This window comes from Halovulum sp. GXIMD14793 (assembly GCF_054457435.1).
This window is the reverse complement of sequence record NZ_JBTLNE010000020.1, coordinates 1-17456: the sequence shown is the minus strand read 5'-3', so window position 1 is coordinate 17456 and position 17456 is coordinate 1. Positions and strand designations below refer to the sequence as shown.

Below are 17456 nucleotides of genomic sequence, written 5' to 3'. Positions count from 1 at the left end.
AGGCCATGCGTTGCTTTGACCACCCCACCCGCAAAGACATTCAATATCAGCGCCGCCCCGGCATCTATGCCGTGATCCGGCGCGGGACAGATCTGCTGGTGACAGAACAGACGACGGATACCACCGAGGTGCAATTGCCCGGTGGCGGTATCGACCCGGGCGAACAGCCGATCGCGGCGCTTTATCGCGAATGCCTGGAGGAAACCGGCTGGTCAATTCAGGTCGAGGCCCGCCTTGGGGTCTACCGCCGTTTTGTTTACATGCCTGACTATGACATGTGGGCCGAGAAAATCTGCCACATATACCTTGCCCGCCCAGGCCACCGCATCGGCCCACCAACCGAACCCGGCCACCGTGCGCTGTTCCTGCCCTGGCAGGACGCGGCGCTGGCCTTTCCCGATGCCGGGTCGGCCTGGTTTGCCGGCATGGCGATGATCTCCCCCGGCAGTACCAGACCCCGCTGACCGCGCCGCTCGGCCTGTTCGAAAAGGGCGGCGTTAATAGAGTTGCGCGGCCAGCCTAACCAGAAGACTATCCATCGCGAACAAACCGACGATCAGTACCATCGGGGCGATATCTATTCCCTGAAAGGGGGGGATGATCCGGCGGATCGGCGCGTAAAGCGGTTCCAGAAGACGGTTCAGGAAAGACCAGACCTGATAGACCAGCGGCTGGCGTACGTTCAGCACATCGAAATTGATCAGCCAGCTCATGATGACCTGCACGATCACAAAGAACCAGACGATTTTGAGGATGACGAGCATGGTATCAATGATCGTCGGAACAATAACTGTCAGCACGGAAAACCTCCTCAACCGGCGCGCGTATCACATCTAATCCCGGCAACACGGCCTGACAAGGTCTGCACTGACGTTGCGGAAATCTTGCTTAACAGGCAATGAAGACCACAGTCTTCAGTTTAAAGGAGGGCCTCTGCATGTTTCCGTTCCGACGTATGGCCATCGAATTGTTCCTGCACCGCAAGGCCGAAAAGCTGCGGCCTGACGGCACCCATATCTCGACCCATACCTGCATGCCCTGGGATCTGGATATGTGGATGGAGATGAACAACGGGCGCACACTATCAATCTATGATCTGGGGCGGCTCACGCTGGCGCTGAGGGTTGGACTGGGCGGTGCCCTGAAACGGCGCGGCTGGGGCATGACCATGGCCGGGGCCTCGGTCCGGTGGCGGCGGCGCGTGCGGGTGTTCCACCGGTTTCAGGTACATTCCACCGGCCTGGGGCATGACGGTCGCTTTCTTTATATCCACCAGTCGATGTGGCGTAAGGGCGAGGCGCTGTCCTCGGTACTCTACCGGGTGGCGGTGACCGACAAGAACGGCATCGTACCGACCCGCGAAGTCCTGACCGAGGCTGGTCAGCCAGACTGGAACCCCGACCTGCCCGACTGGGTACAAGCCTGGATCGAGGCGGAGGCAAAACGCCCCTGGCCACCCATTGACCCACCAGCCTGACGGTTTTCCTTGCCCCAAGGCTGGCGGCCCTGTCATATCACGGACAGATACGGGGGGGGCGAAGTATGCACACAGATCGCAAGGGCCGCTGGGGCTGGATGTTCTTTGACTGGGCGACCCAGCCATTTCACACGCTGCTGATTACCTTCATCTTTGCCCCCTATTTCACGGGCTTTGTCGCAACAGATGAAACCATCGGGCAGGCGCACTGGGCGCGCATGCTGTGGATCACAGGCCTGATCATCGCAATCACGGCCCCGGTCCTCGGGGCATTGGCTGATGCGACGGGGCCGCGCAAACCCTGGATTGCGGGATTTCTGGTGCTGTACGTGCTGGGTGCCAGCGCATTGTGGTTCGCCACACCAGGTATGGAAACCTATATCTGGATCCTCGTCGCCTTCAGCATCGGCATAATCGGGCTGGAATACGCAACGACATTCAACAACGCTATGCTGCCTGAAATCGTCCCGCGTGAAGATGTTGGCGAGTTGTCGGGGCGCGGCTGGGCCTTTGGCTATGTCGGCGGACTGCTGGTGCTTGCTATCATGCTGTTGTTTCTGGCCGAAAATGCCAAAGGCGTGACTCTGCTGGGCATTCCACCGATCCTGGGCTTTGATCCCGAGGCCCGTGAAGGCACGCGTACCGCCGGGCCGATAACTGCCTTATGGCTGGTGATCTTTATCATCCCGCTGTTCCTTTGGGTGCCTGATGCGCCGCGCAAAAGCCGCCGAAAAAACGCGGTTCGCACCAGCCTGAAAGAACTGGGCCAGACCCTGAAACGCCTGCCATCCCAGCAAAGCCTGTTTGCCTTTCTAGGTTCGTCCATGTTTTACCGTGACGCCCTAAACGGTCTCTATGCCTTTGGTGGAATATTTGCCGCCAATGTTCTGGAATGGAGCATTGTCCAGATCGGTGTTTTCGGCATCCTCGCCAACATCACCGGTGCAATCGGTGCCTGGATTGGCAGCACCTATGATAAAAAGGTGGGCCCCAAACCGATTGTGGCATTCTGCGTCATTACTTTGATGGCGGTCATTTTGATCATCTTGAGCACCTCGCGCAGCAGCTTTATGGGGATTGAACTGGCCAAGGGTTCGCCGGTGCCCGATATCGTCTTTTACATCTGCGGGGGCATTATCGGTGCCGCGGGTGGCACGCTGCAAGCCGCATCGCGCACGCTGATGACGCATCAGGCAGAACCAGGGCGCATGACCGAAGGGTTTGGCCTTTACGCGTTGTCCGGCAAAGCCACGACTTTTCTTGCACCGGCCTCGATTGATGCGATGACAAACCTGACCGGCTCGGACCGGCTGGGTGTCAGTCCGCTGATCTTGCTTTTCGCAATTGGCCTGATCCTGCTATACTGGGTGAAAACCAGAGCAGAGGCTGAGACATGATCCGTATTACCGCCCTTCTGATCAGTATGTGCCTGCTGGCCCTGCCAGCGGCAGCGGAAACACCTGCAAAGCAATTGTTCGGGGCGCACGCAGCCCCGTCGAACCAACGCTCCGCACCTTTTGGAAGCTATGCCAAGGGATGTCTGGCTGGGGCAGAACAATTGCCGGAAAGCGGTCCGACCTGGCAGGCCATGCGCCTGAGCCGTAATCGCAACTGGGGCCATCCCGAGATGATCAAGTTCATCAAGCGGCTGTCACTGCAGGCGAAACAGATCGGCTGGGCCGGGCTTTACGTTGGCGATATCAGCCAGCCGCGCGGCGGACCGATGTTGTCAGGGCATCGCAGCCACCAACTGGGCCTTGATGCTGATATCTGGATGCTGCCGCCACAGCGCCTGAACCTGACCCGGGCTGAGCGGGAAAACCTGTCGTCGATCAGCGTGCGCACGAAAGATCAGCGCAACGTGAATGGCAACTGGACACCGCAGCATCACCGCGTGCTTCGCGCCGCCGCCCGTGATCCGGCCGTCGCGCGAATTTTCGTCACCGCTCCGGTCAAGCTGAAGATGTGTGCCGATGAGACCGGAAACCGCGCCTATTTGCGCAAGATCCGGCCTTGGTGGGGGCATCACTATCATTTCCATGTGCGGATGAACTGCCCCAAAGGCGCACGGGGATGCCAGAACCAGGATCCGATCCCGCGCGGCGATGGCTGCAAAGAGGCCATCTGGTGGGTCACCGATGCCCTGAAACCGGCGAAACCTGATCCCAATGCCCCGCCACCCAAACCACGCCGACAGTTGAGGTTGTCCGACCTGCCGCCGCAATGCGCCACTGTCTTGCAGTAATCCTCGCCTGCCTCGCCTTTGCCTCACCGCTATCAGCCGCCAGCCTGGAAGAGGCCGGGCGGCTTAGATGGCGCGAAAACTATGACGGATTTGGCAGCTATTCCGGGCTGGCGCTTAGCGATGATGGCCGCCGCTTTGTCACGGTTGCCGATAAGGGGCATTTCGCCACTGGTCGGCTGGAGCGCAAGGATGGCAAACTGCACGCCGTGATCCTTGAGGATCACGGGCCTATCCTTGATCCCAAGGGGCAACCCGTGCGCCGCTACGATATCGACGCCGAGGGGCTGACCCTGACGCCGGATGGAACGCTCTGGGTGTCGTTCGAAGCCAATCACCGCGTCTGGGGCTATACCGATATGCGGCTGGCCGCGACGGAAACGGCGCGGCATCCAGACTATGCCAAATTGCAGAACAATTCTTCGCTGGAGGCTTTGGCCAGCGATGCGGATGGCAACCTTTACACCATCCCCGAACGGTCCGGAAAACTGACCCGGCCGTTTCCGGTCTATCGCTATTCTGGCAGTCGCTGGACACAGCCGTTCGCCGTCCCCCGTTCCGGTGATTTCCTGATGGTCGGGGCAGAGTTTGGCCCCGATGGCTGGCTCTATGTGCTGGAGCGGGACTTTCGGACGCTGTCAGGCTTTCGCACCCGCATCCGCCGGTTTCGGCATAGCCCCGATGGCCTGTCAGACGAAGAAACCCTGCTGGAAACCCGCTTCGGCAGATTGGATAATATGGAAGGGATCGACGTCTGGCGGGACGCCGATGGGGCAATCCGGCTAACGCTGATCTCTGACGACAATTACAGCTTTTTTCAAAGCACGATCTTTGTGGAATATGTGCTGCGGCCCTAACTAAGGCGTCTTGGGTGAGGACAAGGCTTCGTCTCGCCGTACCTATTGGACGGCGAGACCACCTTCACCTGTTACCCTGCATCCGCCCGAAACGCCTCAATGATCTCGACCGCTTCTTGTGCGGTCTCAACAAACTGGAACAGGTCGAGATCATCAGCCGAGATGGTACCGGCATCCGACAGCGCCTCCCAGTTGATGATGCGAGTCCAGAAATCTCGGCCAAACAGCACAATGGGCAACCGCTCCATCCGTTTGGTCTGTATCAGGGTCAGGGTCTCGAACAACTCATCCAATGTGCCAAAACCACCCGGAAACACCGCTAAAGCCCGGCAGCGCATCAGGAAATGCATCTTGCGAATAGCGAAATAGTGAAAGTTGAAGCACAGCTCCGGCGTGGCATAGCTGTTGGGGGCCTGTTCGTGCGGCAACACGATATTCAGGGTCAGGGACCGGCCACCGGCATCCTCAGCCCCGCGGCATCCGGCCTCCATCACACCGGGACCGCCGCCGGTACAAATCACATCTTCCTTGCCGCCTTTCTCAAGGCTTTTGAGGGTGCAGATCCGGGCAAACTCCCGCGCTTCGGCATAGTATTTCGACAAACCGGCCAGCGTTTCCGTGCGCGCCTTGTCCTTTTCGTCGGGTGACGGGATACGCGCGCCGCCAAACAGAACGATGGTCGATTCGATCCCAGCCTCGGTCAGCGCCAGTTCAGGCTTTAGCAATTCAAGCTGCAAACGCACCGGGCGCAATTCGTCCCGGACCAGAAAATCAGGGTCATCAAAGGCCAGCCGATAAGATGGTGACAAGGTTTGCGGCGTTACCGGCTGCACCTGTGCCTTGCGCCGATCCTCACCTGCATCCGGGAATGGGCTGGGACGCCCGCGATGTTCTGACATTGTATTCTCCTTCTGGCCGCGACCAAGGCAGCGTTGCGACAAGTGCGATCCTGCCATATAGCTGCGCATTAACAATATATGCAAAGAAAGACCGACGATTGCACGAATAAGGGGACAGGGTCATGCCAAACCTAGATGCCGAAACTTTCTGGTTCGATGTCAGCGGATGTAAGGATACGCCTCAAGAGATTGAAGATAATCCAAACTCAATCCCCGGCTGCAAGTTGGGCGAGGCTGTAAAATCAGCACTCCTGTCGAACGGGTGGACTGAAACTGACACGGGTAGCGACGTCTTCGCGGAAGACTGGGGATGGTGCTTTTTTATCAAGCACGAAGACAAGACCTTCATGATTGGCGTTCATGTAACAGACAGTGTCGAAGATGCCGACGACACCGCACGGTACCAAGCGGTCGATTGGGACGAGGCTGGTGCCTTCGCCGAGCATTGGCACAAACGCGGCTTGATGGATGTACTGACCGGCCGCCGCAAGCGCGATCCTTCAATTCAGGTTGCCGGGCAAAAGGCGTTTCATGATGTGCTGTCTGGTATGCCGCACATTCGCAATCTAAAGGCCGAAGCGGATATGTAAGCCGCGCGGCCTTGCCCCGCCTGACGCCAGTCAGTATTGCACATGTTGGAAATAAGCAGGACAGACCCATGGACACCGCCGCATTGGAAACCGCCATCGAAACCGCCTGGGATGGACGCGACAGCATCACCCCCGCCACAACAGGCGAAACCCGTGAAGCCATCGAGGATACGCTGAATGCCCTCGATAGCGGTGCCTTGCGGGTGGCCGAGAAACGTGGCGACGACTGGCATGTAAACCAATGGGCAAAAAAGGCTGTGCTGCTGGGGTTCCGTATCAAGGATATGGAGCGGCAGGATGGCGGGCCGCAGAATGGCGGCTGGTGGGACAAGGTCGACAGCAAATTCGCGGGCTGGGGCGACAACCAGTGGCGCGCCGCAGGTTTCCGCGCCGTACCGAACTGCATTGTGCGCAAATCCGCCTATATCGCGCCGGGCGTGGTGCTGATGCCCTCCTTTGTGAACCTCGGCGCTTATGTGGACGAAGGGACGATGGTCGACACCTGGGCCACCGTGGGGTCCTGTGCACAGATCGGCAAAAACGTGCATCTGTCCGGCGGTGTCGGCATCGGCGGCGTGCTGGAACCGATGCAGGCCGGCCCGACGATCATCGAGGATAACTGCTTTGTCGGTGCTCGCTCTGAAGTGGTCGAAGGCTGCATCATCCGCGAAGGCTCTGTCCTTGGTATGGGTGTGTTCATCGGCAAATCCACCAAGATCGTCGACCGTGACACCGGCGAGGTGATGTATGGCGAGGTGCCCCCCTATTCTGTCGTTGTCGCCGGTTCCATGCCCTCAAAGAACGGGGTGAACCTGTATTGCGCGGTGATCGTAAAGCGGGTGAATGCGCAGACCCGTTCAAAAACCGGGATCAATGAATTGCTGAGAGACTGACCTGCAGGCGCGAATGGATACTTAGAGTTACCTTCACCAATCCGCCCATTGGCCGCAATCTGGTCGTCATATCATGGCGCAATATGACGACCAGACGGTTCTGGTGTACCAGGCCTATAAACCGTCAATCGCGCGGTATGCGATTGAGCATGGCCGGTTTGGCGGCGAATTCTCGTTTGACCGGATGAGTTGGATCAAACCCAACTTTCTTTGGATGATGTATCGCTGCGGCTGGGCGACCAAACCGGATCAGGAGATGGTGCTTGGCTTGCGCATTTCGCGCGCTTTCTTTGACGGCATTCTTGGTCAGGCCGTGGCCTCCAATCTGACGCAATCTCATATTGCGGATCACGCCGCATGGAAAGCCGCCATCGCCGCTTCGGATGTACGGCTACAATGGGATCCGGATCATGATCCTTCTGGCGCAGCGCTAGAGCGGCGGGCGATCCAGTTGGGCTTGCGCGGGAAGGTGCTGAAGGCGTTCGGAACAGATGAATTTCTGGAGGTCATCGACATGACGCCCTTTGTTGCCGAACAACGCGGCCGCCTGCGTGAAACCCTGCAGACCCCGGCAGAGCGGGTCTATTGGCCGGGCGAAGCAAACGCGGCGCGGATTGGGTTGGGTTGGACACTGTCGTCTGATAGGCCGGGCGTCTGATAGGCCCGGATCAGCAAGATGATGACCGCCGAGGGGTTACTCGGCGGCCATCCTGGTTTCGGGCCGCAAGTCCGCAGCGGTCGCTGCGGCCTCCGGGTCCTTTGCATTGGCCAGAAGCCAGCCCTGCAAAGCGGCAGGCGTTGTCTTCAGATCGCCCAGCGCTGCAGCAAAGCGTGCGGCCAGTTCCTCTTCGCCGGGGAAGAACCTGGCGAACAGACGTGCAGCGGTGTCAGCCCCCACCCGGCCCAGTTCGACATGCATGTCGGCCCGGCCCGGACGGATCAGCGCCGGATCAAGACGCTCGGGGTGGTTGGTGGTCATCACCAAAGCCCGCCCCTCCTGCGCTGCGACCCCATCGATGGCATTCAGCAGACCCGAGAACGTGATCCCGGACCGATCCTCAGCCTTCCGCCCGGCAAAGGCAGCATCGATGTCTTCCAGCACAAGCAAAGCGCCTTTTGGCGCTGACGCCAGACCATCGCGCAGCTCTTCATCCGAAAGCTGCGGACTGGCCAGCGCCGCAGTCGCGATATCCCGCCGCAGATCAGAGGCCAGCGCACGGATCACGCTGGATTTGCCCGTCCCCGGTGGCCCATGCAGCAGATACCCCCGTCGCCATGGCACACCCCGGTCGCGATACCAGTCCTCTGACGCAAAGAACCATCGCATATCCTCGGCCAGACGCTCAATCCGGTCGTCATCTGCCAGCACCGTATCCAGCGACCGCTTTGGCAGATCACAGACATGGTTCCACCAATCGCATTTCAGGACATGCAGCCCCGGACCGGTTTCTTCCTGCTTGCGGATGATCTCTGCGCCTTTCCTGACCCAGGCCTGCAACTGCTCGGGCGTGCCGAACAACATGGTGACGGTCAGCGTTTCCATCGGCTTGGCTTCAGTGCCAACACCAACCCGCGATTTCTCGCTCAGATGCCGCTCGAAAAAGCACAGCCGCCCGCCATGCAGGAACCAGTGCCGCCCGGTCGCCGGAGCATAGATTTCAGCATCGCCCGACCGCACACCTGTGGCCCGCACGTGGCGGATATGGCGCAGCGCCCCACTGGCCTCCAACCAGACATACAGATGCCGATAGGCAGGTGACCGGTTGTCGACAGTGACCGAGGCCATCCAGCGCCGTTCCACCCGCCGCCGGAACAGGCCCAGCAACAGGCGCAATACGCCAAACGCCACGCCCAGCAGGCCCAATGCCAGGCCACCGGCAAAAAATTCGGACCCTGCGGCGCGCACAAGGAAGTCTTCTATCGTAAACATGGTATTTACGGGGCGATTGCCCGCTCCTTAAGCAGATGCCGCGATCTTGCGGCTGGTCATATCGATTGATGGGCGTTCAGCCCAATGTCTGACCCCGAAGGGTGTATGTCATATTTTGCATCGCCACCCTCCTTTCTTGCTTGCGGTGGAGCGCCCGGATACATCGCGCGGTGATTCGGGGCAAGATCGAATTTCAGGGATATGTCGCTCTGACCTGGATATGTTGCCAAAGGCACAGGTTGCTGACATTTATTAAGGCCGAGATTGTCCTGACCGCTATGATGCGTGGTGATTTCGACAAATCGCGGAACAAATAGGCACACAACCTAAGGCCTGCTAAGGTCCTTAGGGTTTCAGGAGGGTGAGTATGCCGTTATTTTCAGGCCGGACCGGGCGTATCGCCTGGCTGCTGCACGTCATCGTTCTTGTGCCTGTGTTCCTGGTATCTATCGCGGTCTATGTGGATCTTGATCACTACTATCGGGAGTTTGTCGGCGGCCGATTGCGCGGAGAGGAGCGCGAGCAGGCCGAGCTGATCCTATACGTAGCTATGGGGGCAAGCTCCATCATGCTGTTGGCCGCGACCATCCGGCGGTTGCGCGATGCAGGCAGCAAGTGGCCTTTTCTCCACCTGATCCTTGGGCTGGCGGCTGTCGGCGTCGGATGGTTTTTGCTGGCGCTGCAGCTCTTGTTTGGTAAGGAAACCAAGGAAGCGTCTGCCACACAGGTCCCGCATCAACCAAAAACACGGCGCGCCAGACAAAGCGCCCGCAAGACGGATCGCGACCAGCTGATCGCACATATCACCGAAATGGCTGCAAACGCTTCGCAGCAAGGGCAACAGGTGCGCACTGGGCGGCCTGACCGCGCGCAGGAGTTTATCTCGCAGGTGGAAGGTGCATCACAGCGGCGGCTTGCGGATGCTGCACATGTGCATGTGATCAACATATCGCCCGAGGGGCCGACGGTACGCCGCAGGTCACGTGGCGTAAGCGCCGGACGCGTCCGGCGGGTGGCCTTCTGATGCCCAAACCGGGTTCACGACAAAAGGTCTTTACCCTGCTGGTTGAGGTCGAGCGCAACCCGGGGGATGGCCTGCCGAAAGGCAGCACTGGGGCAGGTATCCTGTGCTATGCCTCCGGTGTGGACGAGGCCGAAGCGGTCCGCGAAACCGTTGCGGTGTTGAAACAGGCCGAGATGGCCCCGCTGGATGTCACCGGCTATGGCACGCTGGAGGATCAGTTGGCCGACGGGGTTGAGATCGGCGACGAGGAACGCGCGCTGATGGACCGGGCCTTGGCGGAAAACGCTGTGATCGTCGTGCAGATCGACCCGTTCACCGACTGATCCGCATTACGCGCCAGTCGCCGCCCGGCTGGCCGAGGTCTGATCCCTGATCCAGGTCGCACAATTGTCAATTCCACCCAATGGGAAGAAATGAATGCGCCGGATCAGGCTGGCGGGGTTTTCCTGACGGTACGCCGCGATGTCTGCCAACACGCCTGTCGGCTCGAACGGCAGCAACAACTTGCTCAGGTCCTTGGCCCGCTTTTGCAGAACCCGCAGCGATGGCCCGACACCGCAGGCCATGGCAAAACGGATCATGGTCTGCAGCTTTGCAGGGCCTGCCACACCCAGATGGATCGGCAGGGTCACCCCCAAATCGGCCAGCCGCTCGGCCCAGTCGATGATCGGCTGTGCCTCGAATGCGAACTGGGTTGTGATCGCCATACGCGCATCGGTACGTTGCGCAAAATCCTGCTTCCAGAGCAACGCTTCATCCACCAGCCAGGTTGATCCGTCACCGTCGATATCCCGGTTCCCTTCCGGATGTCCCGCGATATGCAGATCCGTAAACCCGAAGCGATCAAACAGGCCGGTTTCAATCAACTGGATCGAGGAATGAAACTCACCACGCGGCGTTGCATTGCCGCCGCCCAGCAGCAGCCCCTCGGTGACCCCGGCGTCATCCTGATAGCGCTGAACCCAGTCCCGCAGGGTCGCCGCATCGGGGATGGAGCGGGCCGGGAAATGCGGCATCACCCGGAACCCATCACCCGCCAGCCGCCGGGCCGTGGCAACCATATCTTCAATCGGCGTGCCATCAATATGAGCGATATAAACCCGCGTTCCCGCCGGCAGAATCGCAGCAAAATCCGCAACCTTTTCGGCCGTTCGCGGCATCACCTCGATCGAGAAATCCTGCAACAGGCCGGACAGCCCGGTTGTCGATGGCTTCGGTCGCAAAGGGATCACATTCATGCTGGCCTCTCGCACAGGTCCTAATCGCCCAAGTCTATCGCGGCATTCACAGGTCTATGAGTCGCTGAAAACGACCCATGCCGTATTAGAAACGCCATAGAGATCACAGTACAAACACAAATCAGGGAGTGCGAAAGCCCTTCAGAAGAACAAGCGCCCGTCGATTAACCGACAAACGCTTTTTCCAGCACGTATTCGCCCGGTTCAGAATTTGCCCCCTCGCGCAGGCCAGCGGCCTCGACGATGGCTTTGACATCTGTGTTCAGCCCCATGGAACCGCAGATCATCACACGGTCGGTTTCGCGGTTAAGCGGCGGCACGCCAAGCTGATCATAGAGTTTGCCGCTTTGCATCCACTCGGTGATGCGGCCCATATGCGGGCTTTGCTCGCGGGTGGTGGTGGGCAGGTATTTGACCTTGCCCGCAACGCTTTCCCCGATCAGCGGGTCATCATCCAGGCCTTCGATCAGCTGCCGTCCATATTCCAGATCGGCGACATCGCGGCAGGTATGGGTGACGATCACCTCTTCAAATTTTTCATAGACTTCCGGGTCGCGCAGCAGCGACGCAAAGGGCGCAATGCCTGTGCCGGTGGCGATCATATAAAGCCGCGTGCCCGGCAGCAGCGCATCCACCACCAGGGTGCCCACCGCCTTAGGCTTCAGGATCACCTGATCGCCCACCTCGATCAGTTGCAGTTTTGAGGTCAGGGGGCCATCAGGCACCTTGATCGAGTAAAACTCCAGCGTTTCGTCCCAACTGGGCGAGGCGATGGAATAGGCGCGCAGCAGCGGGCGGTCATTGTCGCCCATCAGCCCGATCATCACAAACTCGCCCGAGCGGAAGCGCAGGGCTTGCGGGCGGGTCAGGCGGAAGGAAAACAGACGGTCGGTCCAGTGGTGGACCTCGGTCACGGTCTGGGCGTTTGGCAAAGCGGGGGTTGCCTTTATAGGCGTGGTTTCGGCGGTCATCTTCTCGTCTTTCATCTTCTGCCCGGCGATCTGGCGTCACGCTTGTGCCTCAGGCGGCCACTACCCGGCGTTGATATGAGTCAATCAACGGCACTGCAAGCCATTGTGCCTCGGGGTTGCGGGCGGCCTGTTCGGCGCTGATCTCGACTTCGTCAAAGCCGATGCGCATGGCGGCGCGGAACTGATCCACCAGAATATGGCCGCTGGCGCGCAGCCGCCTCCAATAGCCAAGCTGCCGCAATTGACGCGCCAAGGAAAAGCCGCGCCCGTCATCGGAACTGGCAAACGGGATCACGATCATGTCCAGTTGCTCGAACCATGGCTGCAGCGCAATTGGATCGCTGGTCGCCTCCAATAGCGCGACCAAGGGGCCGGACGGATCCTTGGGGTCTTCGCTAAGCAACCGGTCAACCGGGACCTGCAATGCCTTTGGGCCAAGATCATCCTCCACAAAACCAGCTGCGGTGATCAGTTGGCGGCTCGGCTTGCTGCGTTCCAAGCGCCCCTCTGGCGTCAGATGGATACCGCATTCAATCTTGTCCGTCCCACGCCAGCGCCCAGCGCGCGCATCTTCGCCTGCGGCCACCTTTGTCGTGCAGGGCGCACACCCGATAGACGGGTATCCCTTGGCCACCAAGGGGTGGCGCGGCAGATCGTGCTGATCCAGATATTGAGACAGCTGCGGCCCGGCCCAATCCTTTAGCGGGTTGATCCGCATCCGCCCGTGATCCTCCAACTCAAAAAGCGGCATGCGTGCGCGCGGCCCCGACTGGAACCGCTTGCGCCCCGTGATTGTCACGGCAAAGCCAGACAGCGCGCGTTCCAGCGGTTCCACCTTGCGCAGGTCGCAGCAGGCATCCGGATTGGACAGACGCAACGCGTCATAGGGATCACGCTGCTTCAATGCTCCCTCATCAGGCCGGATCAGACGCACGTCCGTCAGGCCAAGCTGCTGTGACAAGCGCTGCTGATACTCCAGCGTTTCGGGAAACAGCATCCCGGTTTCCAGCATAATCACCGGCATGCCTGGATCAATCTGCGCCACCAGATGCAGCAGAACCGCCGATTCCGCCCCAAAAGAGGATACCAGCGCGATCTGGCCGCGAAACGTCGTCAAAGCATCGCGCAGGATGTCCTCAGGGGTCGAGGTTTCATAACGGGAGTTCAGCACCTCGGGCGCTAAATCCGACGTGAAGTGGCTTACAGGATCATGCAGCACGGGGTGTCCCTTCGGTTTCATAAAGCGCGGCCTTGAACGGTTCCATCCCGGCGCGCTGATAGGTCTGCAGGAAGGTTTCGGAAGCATCTTCGCGGATCGACAGATACGCCGCGATCAGCCGCTCGATGGCAGGCACGATTTCATCATGGGCAAAGCCCGGTCCGGTGCGGGTGCCGATTGCTGTGGTCTCCCGCCCGTCGCCGCCAAGGGTGATCTGGTAATTCTCGACCCCAGCGCGGTCGAGGCCCAGGATACCGATATGACCGACATGGTGATGACCGCAGGCATTGATGCAGCCTGATATCTTGATCTTGAGCGGGCCGATATCGTGCTGCGCGTCCAGATCGGAAAATGCCTCTGAAATTTGCTGCGCTACGGGAATGGACCGAGCAGTGGCAAGGGCGCAATAATCCATGCCGGGGCAGGCAATGATATCTGAAATCAGCCCGATATTTGCCGTCGCCAGCCCTGCCGCCCTTAGCGCTTCATATACACCGGGTAGATCAGCGCGATGCACATGGGGCAGGACGATATTCTGTTCGTGGCTGATGCGGAGATCGTCATGGCCATAGCGTTCGGCCAGATCTGCCAGCACCCGCATCTGATCCGAGGTCACATCGCCCGGAACCCCGCCAATTGGCTTGATCGAGACATTCACAATCGCATAGTCAGGCCGCTTATGTGCCAGCACATTGGTGTCAAGGAAAGCGCGGAAGCCCGCGTCATCCGGCAAGTCCGGGATAGGCTGCGTCACCCATTGCGGCGGGGCAAAGGCGGCGTCCAGATCTGCGATCAGATCAGGATCAGCCGGTTTGATCAGCGTCCTCTGGTGCTCAAAAACCTCTTCGATCTGGGCCTGCAGCGCCTCAAACCCGGTCTCATGGACGAGGATTTTGATGCGGGCCTTGTACTTGTTGTCCCGGCGACCATGCAGGTTATAGACCTGTAAAATAGCCTCAAGATACGGCAGCAGATCCGCCTTGGGCAGGAAGGACCGGACAGTGCGGCCAATCATCGGTGTCCGCCCCAGACCGCCGCCGATGATCACCTCATAGCCCGGCGCACCGGCCTGATCACGCACCATGCGCAGGCCGATATCATGCGCCCGGGTGACGGCCCGGTCATTGGGGCTGCCGGTGATGGCAATCTTGAATTTTCGCGGCAGATAAGTGAATTCCGGGTGATCTGTGGACCACTGGCGCAACAGTTCCGCGGTTGGGCGCGGGTCCTCAATCTCATCCGCAGCGGCCCCGGCATAGTGATCCGAGGTCACGTTGCGGATGCAGTTTCCGCTGGTTTGAATGGCGTGCATTTCCACATCCGCCAAAGCGTCCAGAATATCCGGCACATCGCGCAGCTTTGGCCAGTTGAACTGAATGTTCTGGCGCGTGGTCAGATGGCCGTAACCCTTGTCCCAGCGATCCGCGATCATCGCCAGCTGGCGCATCTGCGCGGATTTCAGGGTTCCATAGGGGACCGCAACCCGCAGCATATAAGCATGCAGCTGCAGATAAAGGCCGTTCATCAGCCGCAGGGGCTTGAACTCATCCTCAGTCAAAGAGCCATCAAGACGCCGATCCACCTGGCTGCGAAACTCGGCCACGCGGGCGCGGACATAGTCTTTGTCAAATTCGGAGTAGCTGTACATCACGTTTCCGCCTGCTTGCTGTGGGTGTAGTCTGACGGCCCCTGCATCCGGAACACCTCGCGAAAGTGCACCGGGGCCGGTTTGCCGTCACTCAGTTGCGCATCGGCCAGATAGGCGCCGACGATTTGATGCGCGAACCCTTCGGCTGCGCGCAGCAGATCACTGGCGGCCTCTTCCGTTTCGGCAAGGGCTGCGTCGCTGTGATCACGGCTCCAGTCCTGGCCGGTGAAATAGACGACATCGCCCAGCAACAGGTCATTGGCTGTTGCGATTTTGGGGGCAAAGACACGCGGCATGATCAGGCCTCCCTTGGTTGTGGCTGTGGGTGCTGCACCTGCCGGGCTGTTCTGGGCGACAAGCCCAGCAGGATCATCACCGGGCCTTGGGGCGCGGCATCCGCCAGCGCGCCCGGCAGACCCAGCAAGGTACTGCTGATCACCCGTTGATCCGGGCGGCTGGCGTTTTCCACGGCGGTAACCGGCGTGTCACCTGCGCATCCGTGCATCAGCAAACGCCCGCGCAGAAAATGCGCCGCCTTCACGCCCATATAGATCGCAGCCACCTGCCCCGGCGCGGCAAGGTCCCGCCAGTCCTGTTCCGCAAAACCGTCCATGTCATGCGCCGTCAGCACGCGCAGGGCAGAGTTGCGTCCGCGTTGCGTCAGGCTGGCCTTAAGCGTCGCCGCCGCAGCCGTGGCCGAGGTCACGCCGGGCAGCACGGTAAACGGCACCCCGGCTGTATCCAGCGCCTCCATCTCCTCGTCCAGACGGCCAAACACGGTCGGGTCGCCCGATTTCAGCCGAACGACCTGCGCATTGCGGCCATGTTCAACCAGCAAAGCGTTGATATCGTCCTGTTTCCAGGAGGGACCATAGGGGATTTTGCCCACCTCGATCACCGTCGCCTCGCGCCGGGCGAGCTCCAGAATGGGTTGTGGCACCAGACGGTCATGGATCACGATATCGGCGTCGTGCAGCAATGTCCGGACCTTATGCGTCAACAAATCGGGATCGCCCGGACCGGCCCCCGCCAGCCAGACATGGCCCGTGTCTTCCTGTGCCGCCAGTTCGTCGCTTAACAGGTCTTCCAACACCGCATCAACGGTTTCATGCCCCTGTTTCAGCGCCTCTGGACCGGCCTCAAAATAGAAGCGAGACCAGAACCGGCGGCGTTTGCGGCCCATGGGTAAGGCATCGGCGCGCGGGCGGAACGCCTGACCGATCCGCGCCAGAGCACCCAGCGTTGCGGGCAGGCGTTCCTCCAGATCCGCCTTGATGCGGCGTGCCAGCACCGGCGCAGCCCCTTCGGTTCCAATCGCGACCGTGACCGGGTCGCGGTCGACGATGGCCGGTGTGATAAAGGCGCTTTCCTCCAGGTTGTCGACGATGTTGGTCAGCGCACCTGCGGCTTTGCCGATCCTGACCGCCGCAGCATCCGCTGCGGCATCCTCGGTCGCGCCGTACACCAACGCGGCCCCCTCCGCATCCCCGGCGGCAAGCGCCCGGCGAAACAGGGTCAACCGACCCTGACGCGCCCAGAGTTCAACCTGAGAATCCGGGTCTGCGCCGAAAACCGTGACCTCTGCCTCTGTTTTCAGGATCAGACGCAGCTTGGCCACGGCGCATGCCCCGGCACCGGATACAACGACCCGCCGACCGCGCAGATCAAGGAATATTGGGAAATGTCGCATGAAGGTCCCCGTGCTCACCTTCCTAGCGATATAGAACATTTTCCCGATATGTTACGATATGGCCTTGAAAATAAGGATAATATCAACTTAAAATCGAAAAGCTAAGAACAAAATCACAGCCTGAGACAAGAAACCAAAATGATCGCCCTCGATTCAATGGACCGCAGAATTCTGGCCGCCCTGCAGCAGGACACCTCCCCCTCTCTGGAGGATCTGGCCCGGCTGGTCGGCGGCTCCAAGACACCGGTCTGGAACCGGATTCGCAAACTTAAAGCCGCTGGCGTGATCAAGGGAGAGGTCGCGCTGCTGGATGCGGAAAAGATCGGTCTTGATGCCTGTTTTTTCGTGATGGTGCGCACGGCGGAACATGATGCGGACTGGCTGGACCGGTTCATGACGGCCATCCGAAACCGGCCCGAAGTGGTCGAGGCGCACCGGCTGGCCGGGGATATCGACTATATCCTCAAGGTCCGGGTGCCGAATGCGCGGGCCTATGATGATTTCTATCGGGCGCTGATCAAGGAGGTGTCAATTTTCAACGTCACCTCGACCCTGTCGATGGAGGAAATCAAATCCACCACGGCCCTGCCACTTGATCAGTTGTGACAGGCAAGGGAAGCGCCAGCTCCAGACAGGGGTTGGCGGAATTTCCTAGGGCCTGTTAACACTATTGCATAGTGCTGTTTTGTACAAAGTATCTGTTATGAATGAGATAACAGAAAGCCACTACGCGCTGATCTGCCCCTACTTACCGGTTCAGCGCGGGAATGTGCGGGTT

The 17456-nt window shown here is 59.8% G+C and carries 20 protein-coding genes; 11 read left to right on the top strand and 9 right to left on the bottom strand.

Annotation, left to right across the window (positions count from 1 at the left end; all coding sequences use genetic code 11):
• The first annotated feature begins 5 nt into the window (after positions 1–5).
• Positions 6–464, top strand: coding sequence for an NUDIX hydrolase (locus ACW9UQ_RS07415; RefSeq protein ID WP_458930373.1), 459 nt, complete (start codon positions 6–8; stop codon positions 462–464).
• 33 nt (positions 465–497) lie between these two features.
• Here ACW9UQ_RS07415 and ACW9UQ_RS07410 read toward each other — a convergent pair whose 3' ends face one another.
• Positions 498–800, bottom strand: coding sequence for a YggT family protein (locus ACW9UQ_RS07410; RefSeq protein WP_458930372.1), 303 nt, complete (start codon positions 798–800; stop codon positions 498–500).
• Between the two features lie 137 nt (positions 801–937).
• Here ACW9UQ_RS07410 and ACW9UQ_RS07405 point away from each other — a divergent pair, with 137 nt between their 5' ends.
• The 4 genes from ACW9UQ_RS07405 to ACW9UQ_RS07390 all read left to right on the top strand — a co-directional run bounded on the left by ACW9UQ_RS07405 (position 938) and on the right by ACW9UQ_RS07390 (position 4576).
• A complete protein-coding gene (locus ACW9UQ_RS07405; RefSeq protein WP_458930371.1) occupies positions 938–1477 on the top strand; it encodes a thioesterase family protein in 540 nt (179 codons plus the stop codon).
• 65 nt (positions 1478–1542) lie between these two features.
• Positions 1543–2874: an MFS transporter gene (locus ACW9UQ_RS07400; protein ID WP_458930370.1), complete on the top strand. Its 1332-nt coding sequence runs from the start codon at positions 1543–1545 to the stop codon at positions 2872–2874.
• Positions 2871–3722 (top strand): penicillin-insensitive murein endopeptidase, encoded by an 852-nt coding sequence (gene mepA, locus ACW9UQ_RS07395; RefSeq protein WP_458930369.1) that lies wholly within the window; start codon positions 2871–2873, stop codon positions 3720–3722. The genes ACW9UQ_RS07400 and mepA overlap by 4 nt, the downstream gene beginning before the upstream one ends.
• The gene (locus ACW9UQ_RS07390) at positions 3701–4576 is read left to right on the top strand and encodes an esterase-like activity of phytase family protein (RefSeq protein ID WP_458930368.1); all 876 of its coding nucleotides are present in this window, start codon (positions 3701–3703) and stop codon (positions 4574–4576) included. The genes mepA and ACW9UQ_RS07390 overlap by 22 nt, the downstream gene beginning before the upstream one ends.
• A gap of 71 nt (positions 4577–4647) precedes the next feature.
• On the opposite strand, the gene ACW9UQ_RS07385 is transcribed toward ACW9UQ_RS07390, so the two are convergent.
• Positions 4648–5475: an LOG family protein gene (locus ACW9UQ_RS07385; RefSeq protein WP_458930367.1), complete on the bottom strand. Its 828-nt coding sequence runs from the start codon at positions 5473–5475 to the stop codon at positions 4648–4650.
• A 122-nt stretch (positions 5476–5597) separates the two neighbouring features.
• On the opposite strand from ACW9UQ_RS07385, the gene ACW9UQ_RS07380 reads away from it, so the two are divergent.
• The 3 genes from ACW9UQ_RS07380 to ACW9UQ_RS07370 all read left to right on the top strand — a co-directional run bounded on the left by ACW9UQ_RS07380 (position 5598) and on the right by ACW9UQ_RS07370 (position 7616).
• Positions 5598–6065 carry a hypothetical protein gene (locus ACW9UQ_RS07380; RefSeq protein WP_458930366.1) on the top strand — a complete coding sequence of 156 codons (468 nt, stop codon included), beginning with the start codon at positions 5598–5600 and terminating at the stop codon, positions 6063–6065.
• A 68-nt stretch (positions 6066–6133) separates the two neighbouring features.
• A complete protein-coding gene (gene dapD / locus ACW9UQ_RS07375; protein ID WP_458930365.1) occupies positions 6134–6958 on the top strand; it encodes a 2,3,4,5-tetrahydropyridine-2,6-dicarboxylate N-succinyltransferase in 825 nt (274 codons plus the stop codon).
• Between the two features lie 73 nt (positions 6959–7031).
• Positions 7032–7616: a DUF4291 domain-containing protein gene (locus ACW9UQ_RS07370; RefSeq protein WP_458930364.1), complete on the top strand. Its 585-nt coding sequence runs from the start codon at positions 7032–7034 to the stop codon at positions 7614–7616.
• A 36-nt stretch (positions 7617–7652) separates the two neighbouring features.
• Here the strand turns inward: ACW9UQ_RS07370 and ACW9UQ_RS07365 are convergent, their stop codons facing one another.
• Positions 7653–8888 carry an AAA family ATPase gene (locus ACW9UQ_RS07365; RefSeq protein ID WP_458930363.1) on the bottom strand — a complete coding sequence of 412 codons (1236 nt, stop codon included), beginning with the start codon at positions 8886–8888 and terminating at the stop codon, positions 7653–7655.
• Between the two features lie 367 nt (positions 8889–9255).
• On the opposite strand from ACW9UQ_RS07365, the gene ACW9UQ_RS07360 reads away from it, so the two are divergent.
• The gene (locus tag ACW9UQ_RS07360) at positions 9256–9912 is read left to right on the top strand and encodes a DUF805 domain-containing protein (protein WP_458930362.1); all 657 of its coding nucleotides are present in this window, start codon (positions 9256–9258) and stop codon (positions 9910–9912) included.
• Positions 9912–10235, top strand: coding sequence for a hypothetical protein (locus tag ACW9UQ_RS07355; protein ID WP_458930361.1), 324 nt, complete (start codon positions 9912–9914; stop codon positions 10233–10235). The genes ACW9UQ_RS07360 and ACW9UQ_RS07355 overlap by 1 nt, the downstream gene beginning before the upstream one ends.
• 6 nt (positions 10236–10241) lie before the next feature.
• On the opposite strand, the gene ACW9UQ_RS07350 is transcribed toward ACW9UQ_RS07355, so the two are convergent.
• The 6 genes from ACW9UQ_RS07350 to cysG form a co-directional block, all read right to left on the bottom strand.
• Positions 10242–11150 carry a methylenetetrahydrofolate reductase gene (locus ACW9UQ_RS07350; RefSeq protein ID WP_458930360.1) on the bottom strand — a complete coding sequence of 303 codons (909 nt, stop codon included), beginning with the start codon at positions 11148–11150 and terminating at the stop codon, positions 10242–10244.
• A gap of 164 nt (positions 11151–11314) precedes the next feature.
• Positions 11315–12136, bottom strand: coding sequence for a ferredoxin--NADP reductase (locus ACW9UQ_RS07345; protein ID WP_458930359.1), 822 nt, complete (start codon positions 12134–12136; stop codon positions 11315–11317).
• A gap of 34 nt (positions 12137–12170) precedes the next feature.
• Entirely contained in the window at positions 12171–13361 is a 1191-nt protein-coding gene (locus ACW9UQ_RS07340) for a phosphoadenylyl-sulfate reductase (protein ID WP_458930358.1), read from the bottom strand.
• Complete coding sequence (locus ACW9UQ_RS07335; RefSeq protein ID WP_458930357.1) at positions 13330–14988, bottom strand: nitrite/sulfite reductase; 1659 nt, start codon at positions 14986–14988, stop codon at positions 13330–13332. The genes ACW9UQ_RS07340 and ACW9UQ_RS07335 overlap by 32 nt, the downstream gene beginning before the upstream one ends.
• A complete protein-coding gene (locus ACW9UQ_RS07330) occupies positions 14988–15284 on the bottom strand; it encodes a DUF2849 domain-containing protein (RefSeq protein WP_458930356.1) in 297 nt (98 codons plus the stop codon). Before ACW9UQ_RS07330 ends, ACW9UQ_RS07335 begins: the two co-directional genes overlap by 1 nt.
• Before the next feature lie 2 nt (positions 15285–15286).
• On the bottom strand, positions 15287–16678 hold the full coding sequence (gene cysG / locus ACW9UQ_RS07325; RefSeq protein WP_458930355.1) for a siroheme synthase CysG: 1392 nt from the start codon (positions 16676–16678) through the stop codon (positions 15287–15289).
• Between the two features lie 138 nt (positions 16679–16816).
• On the opposite strand from cysG, the gene ACW9UQ_RS07320 reads away from it, so the two are divergent.
• Positions 16817–17284 carry an Lrp/AsnC family transcriptional regulator gene (locus ACW9UQ_RS07320; RefSeq protein WP_458930354.1) on the top strand — a complete coding sequence of 156 codons (468 nt, stop codon included), beginning with the start codon at positions 16817–16819 and terminating at the stop codon, positions 17282–17284.
• Positions 17285–17456: the final 172 nt, after the last annotated feature.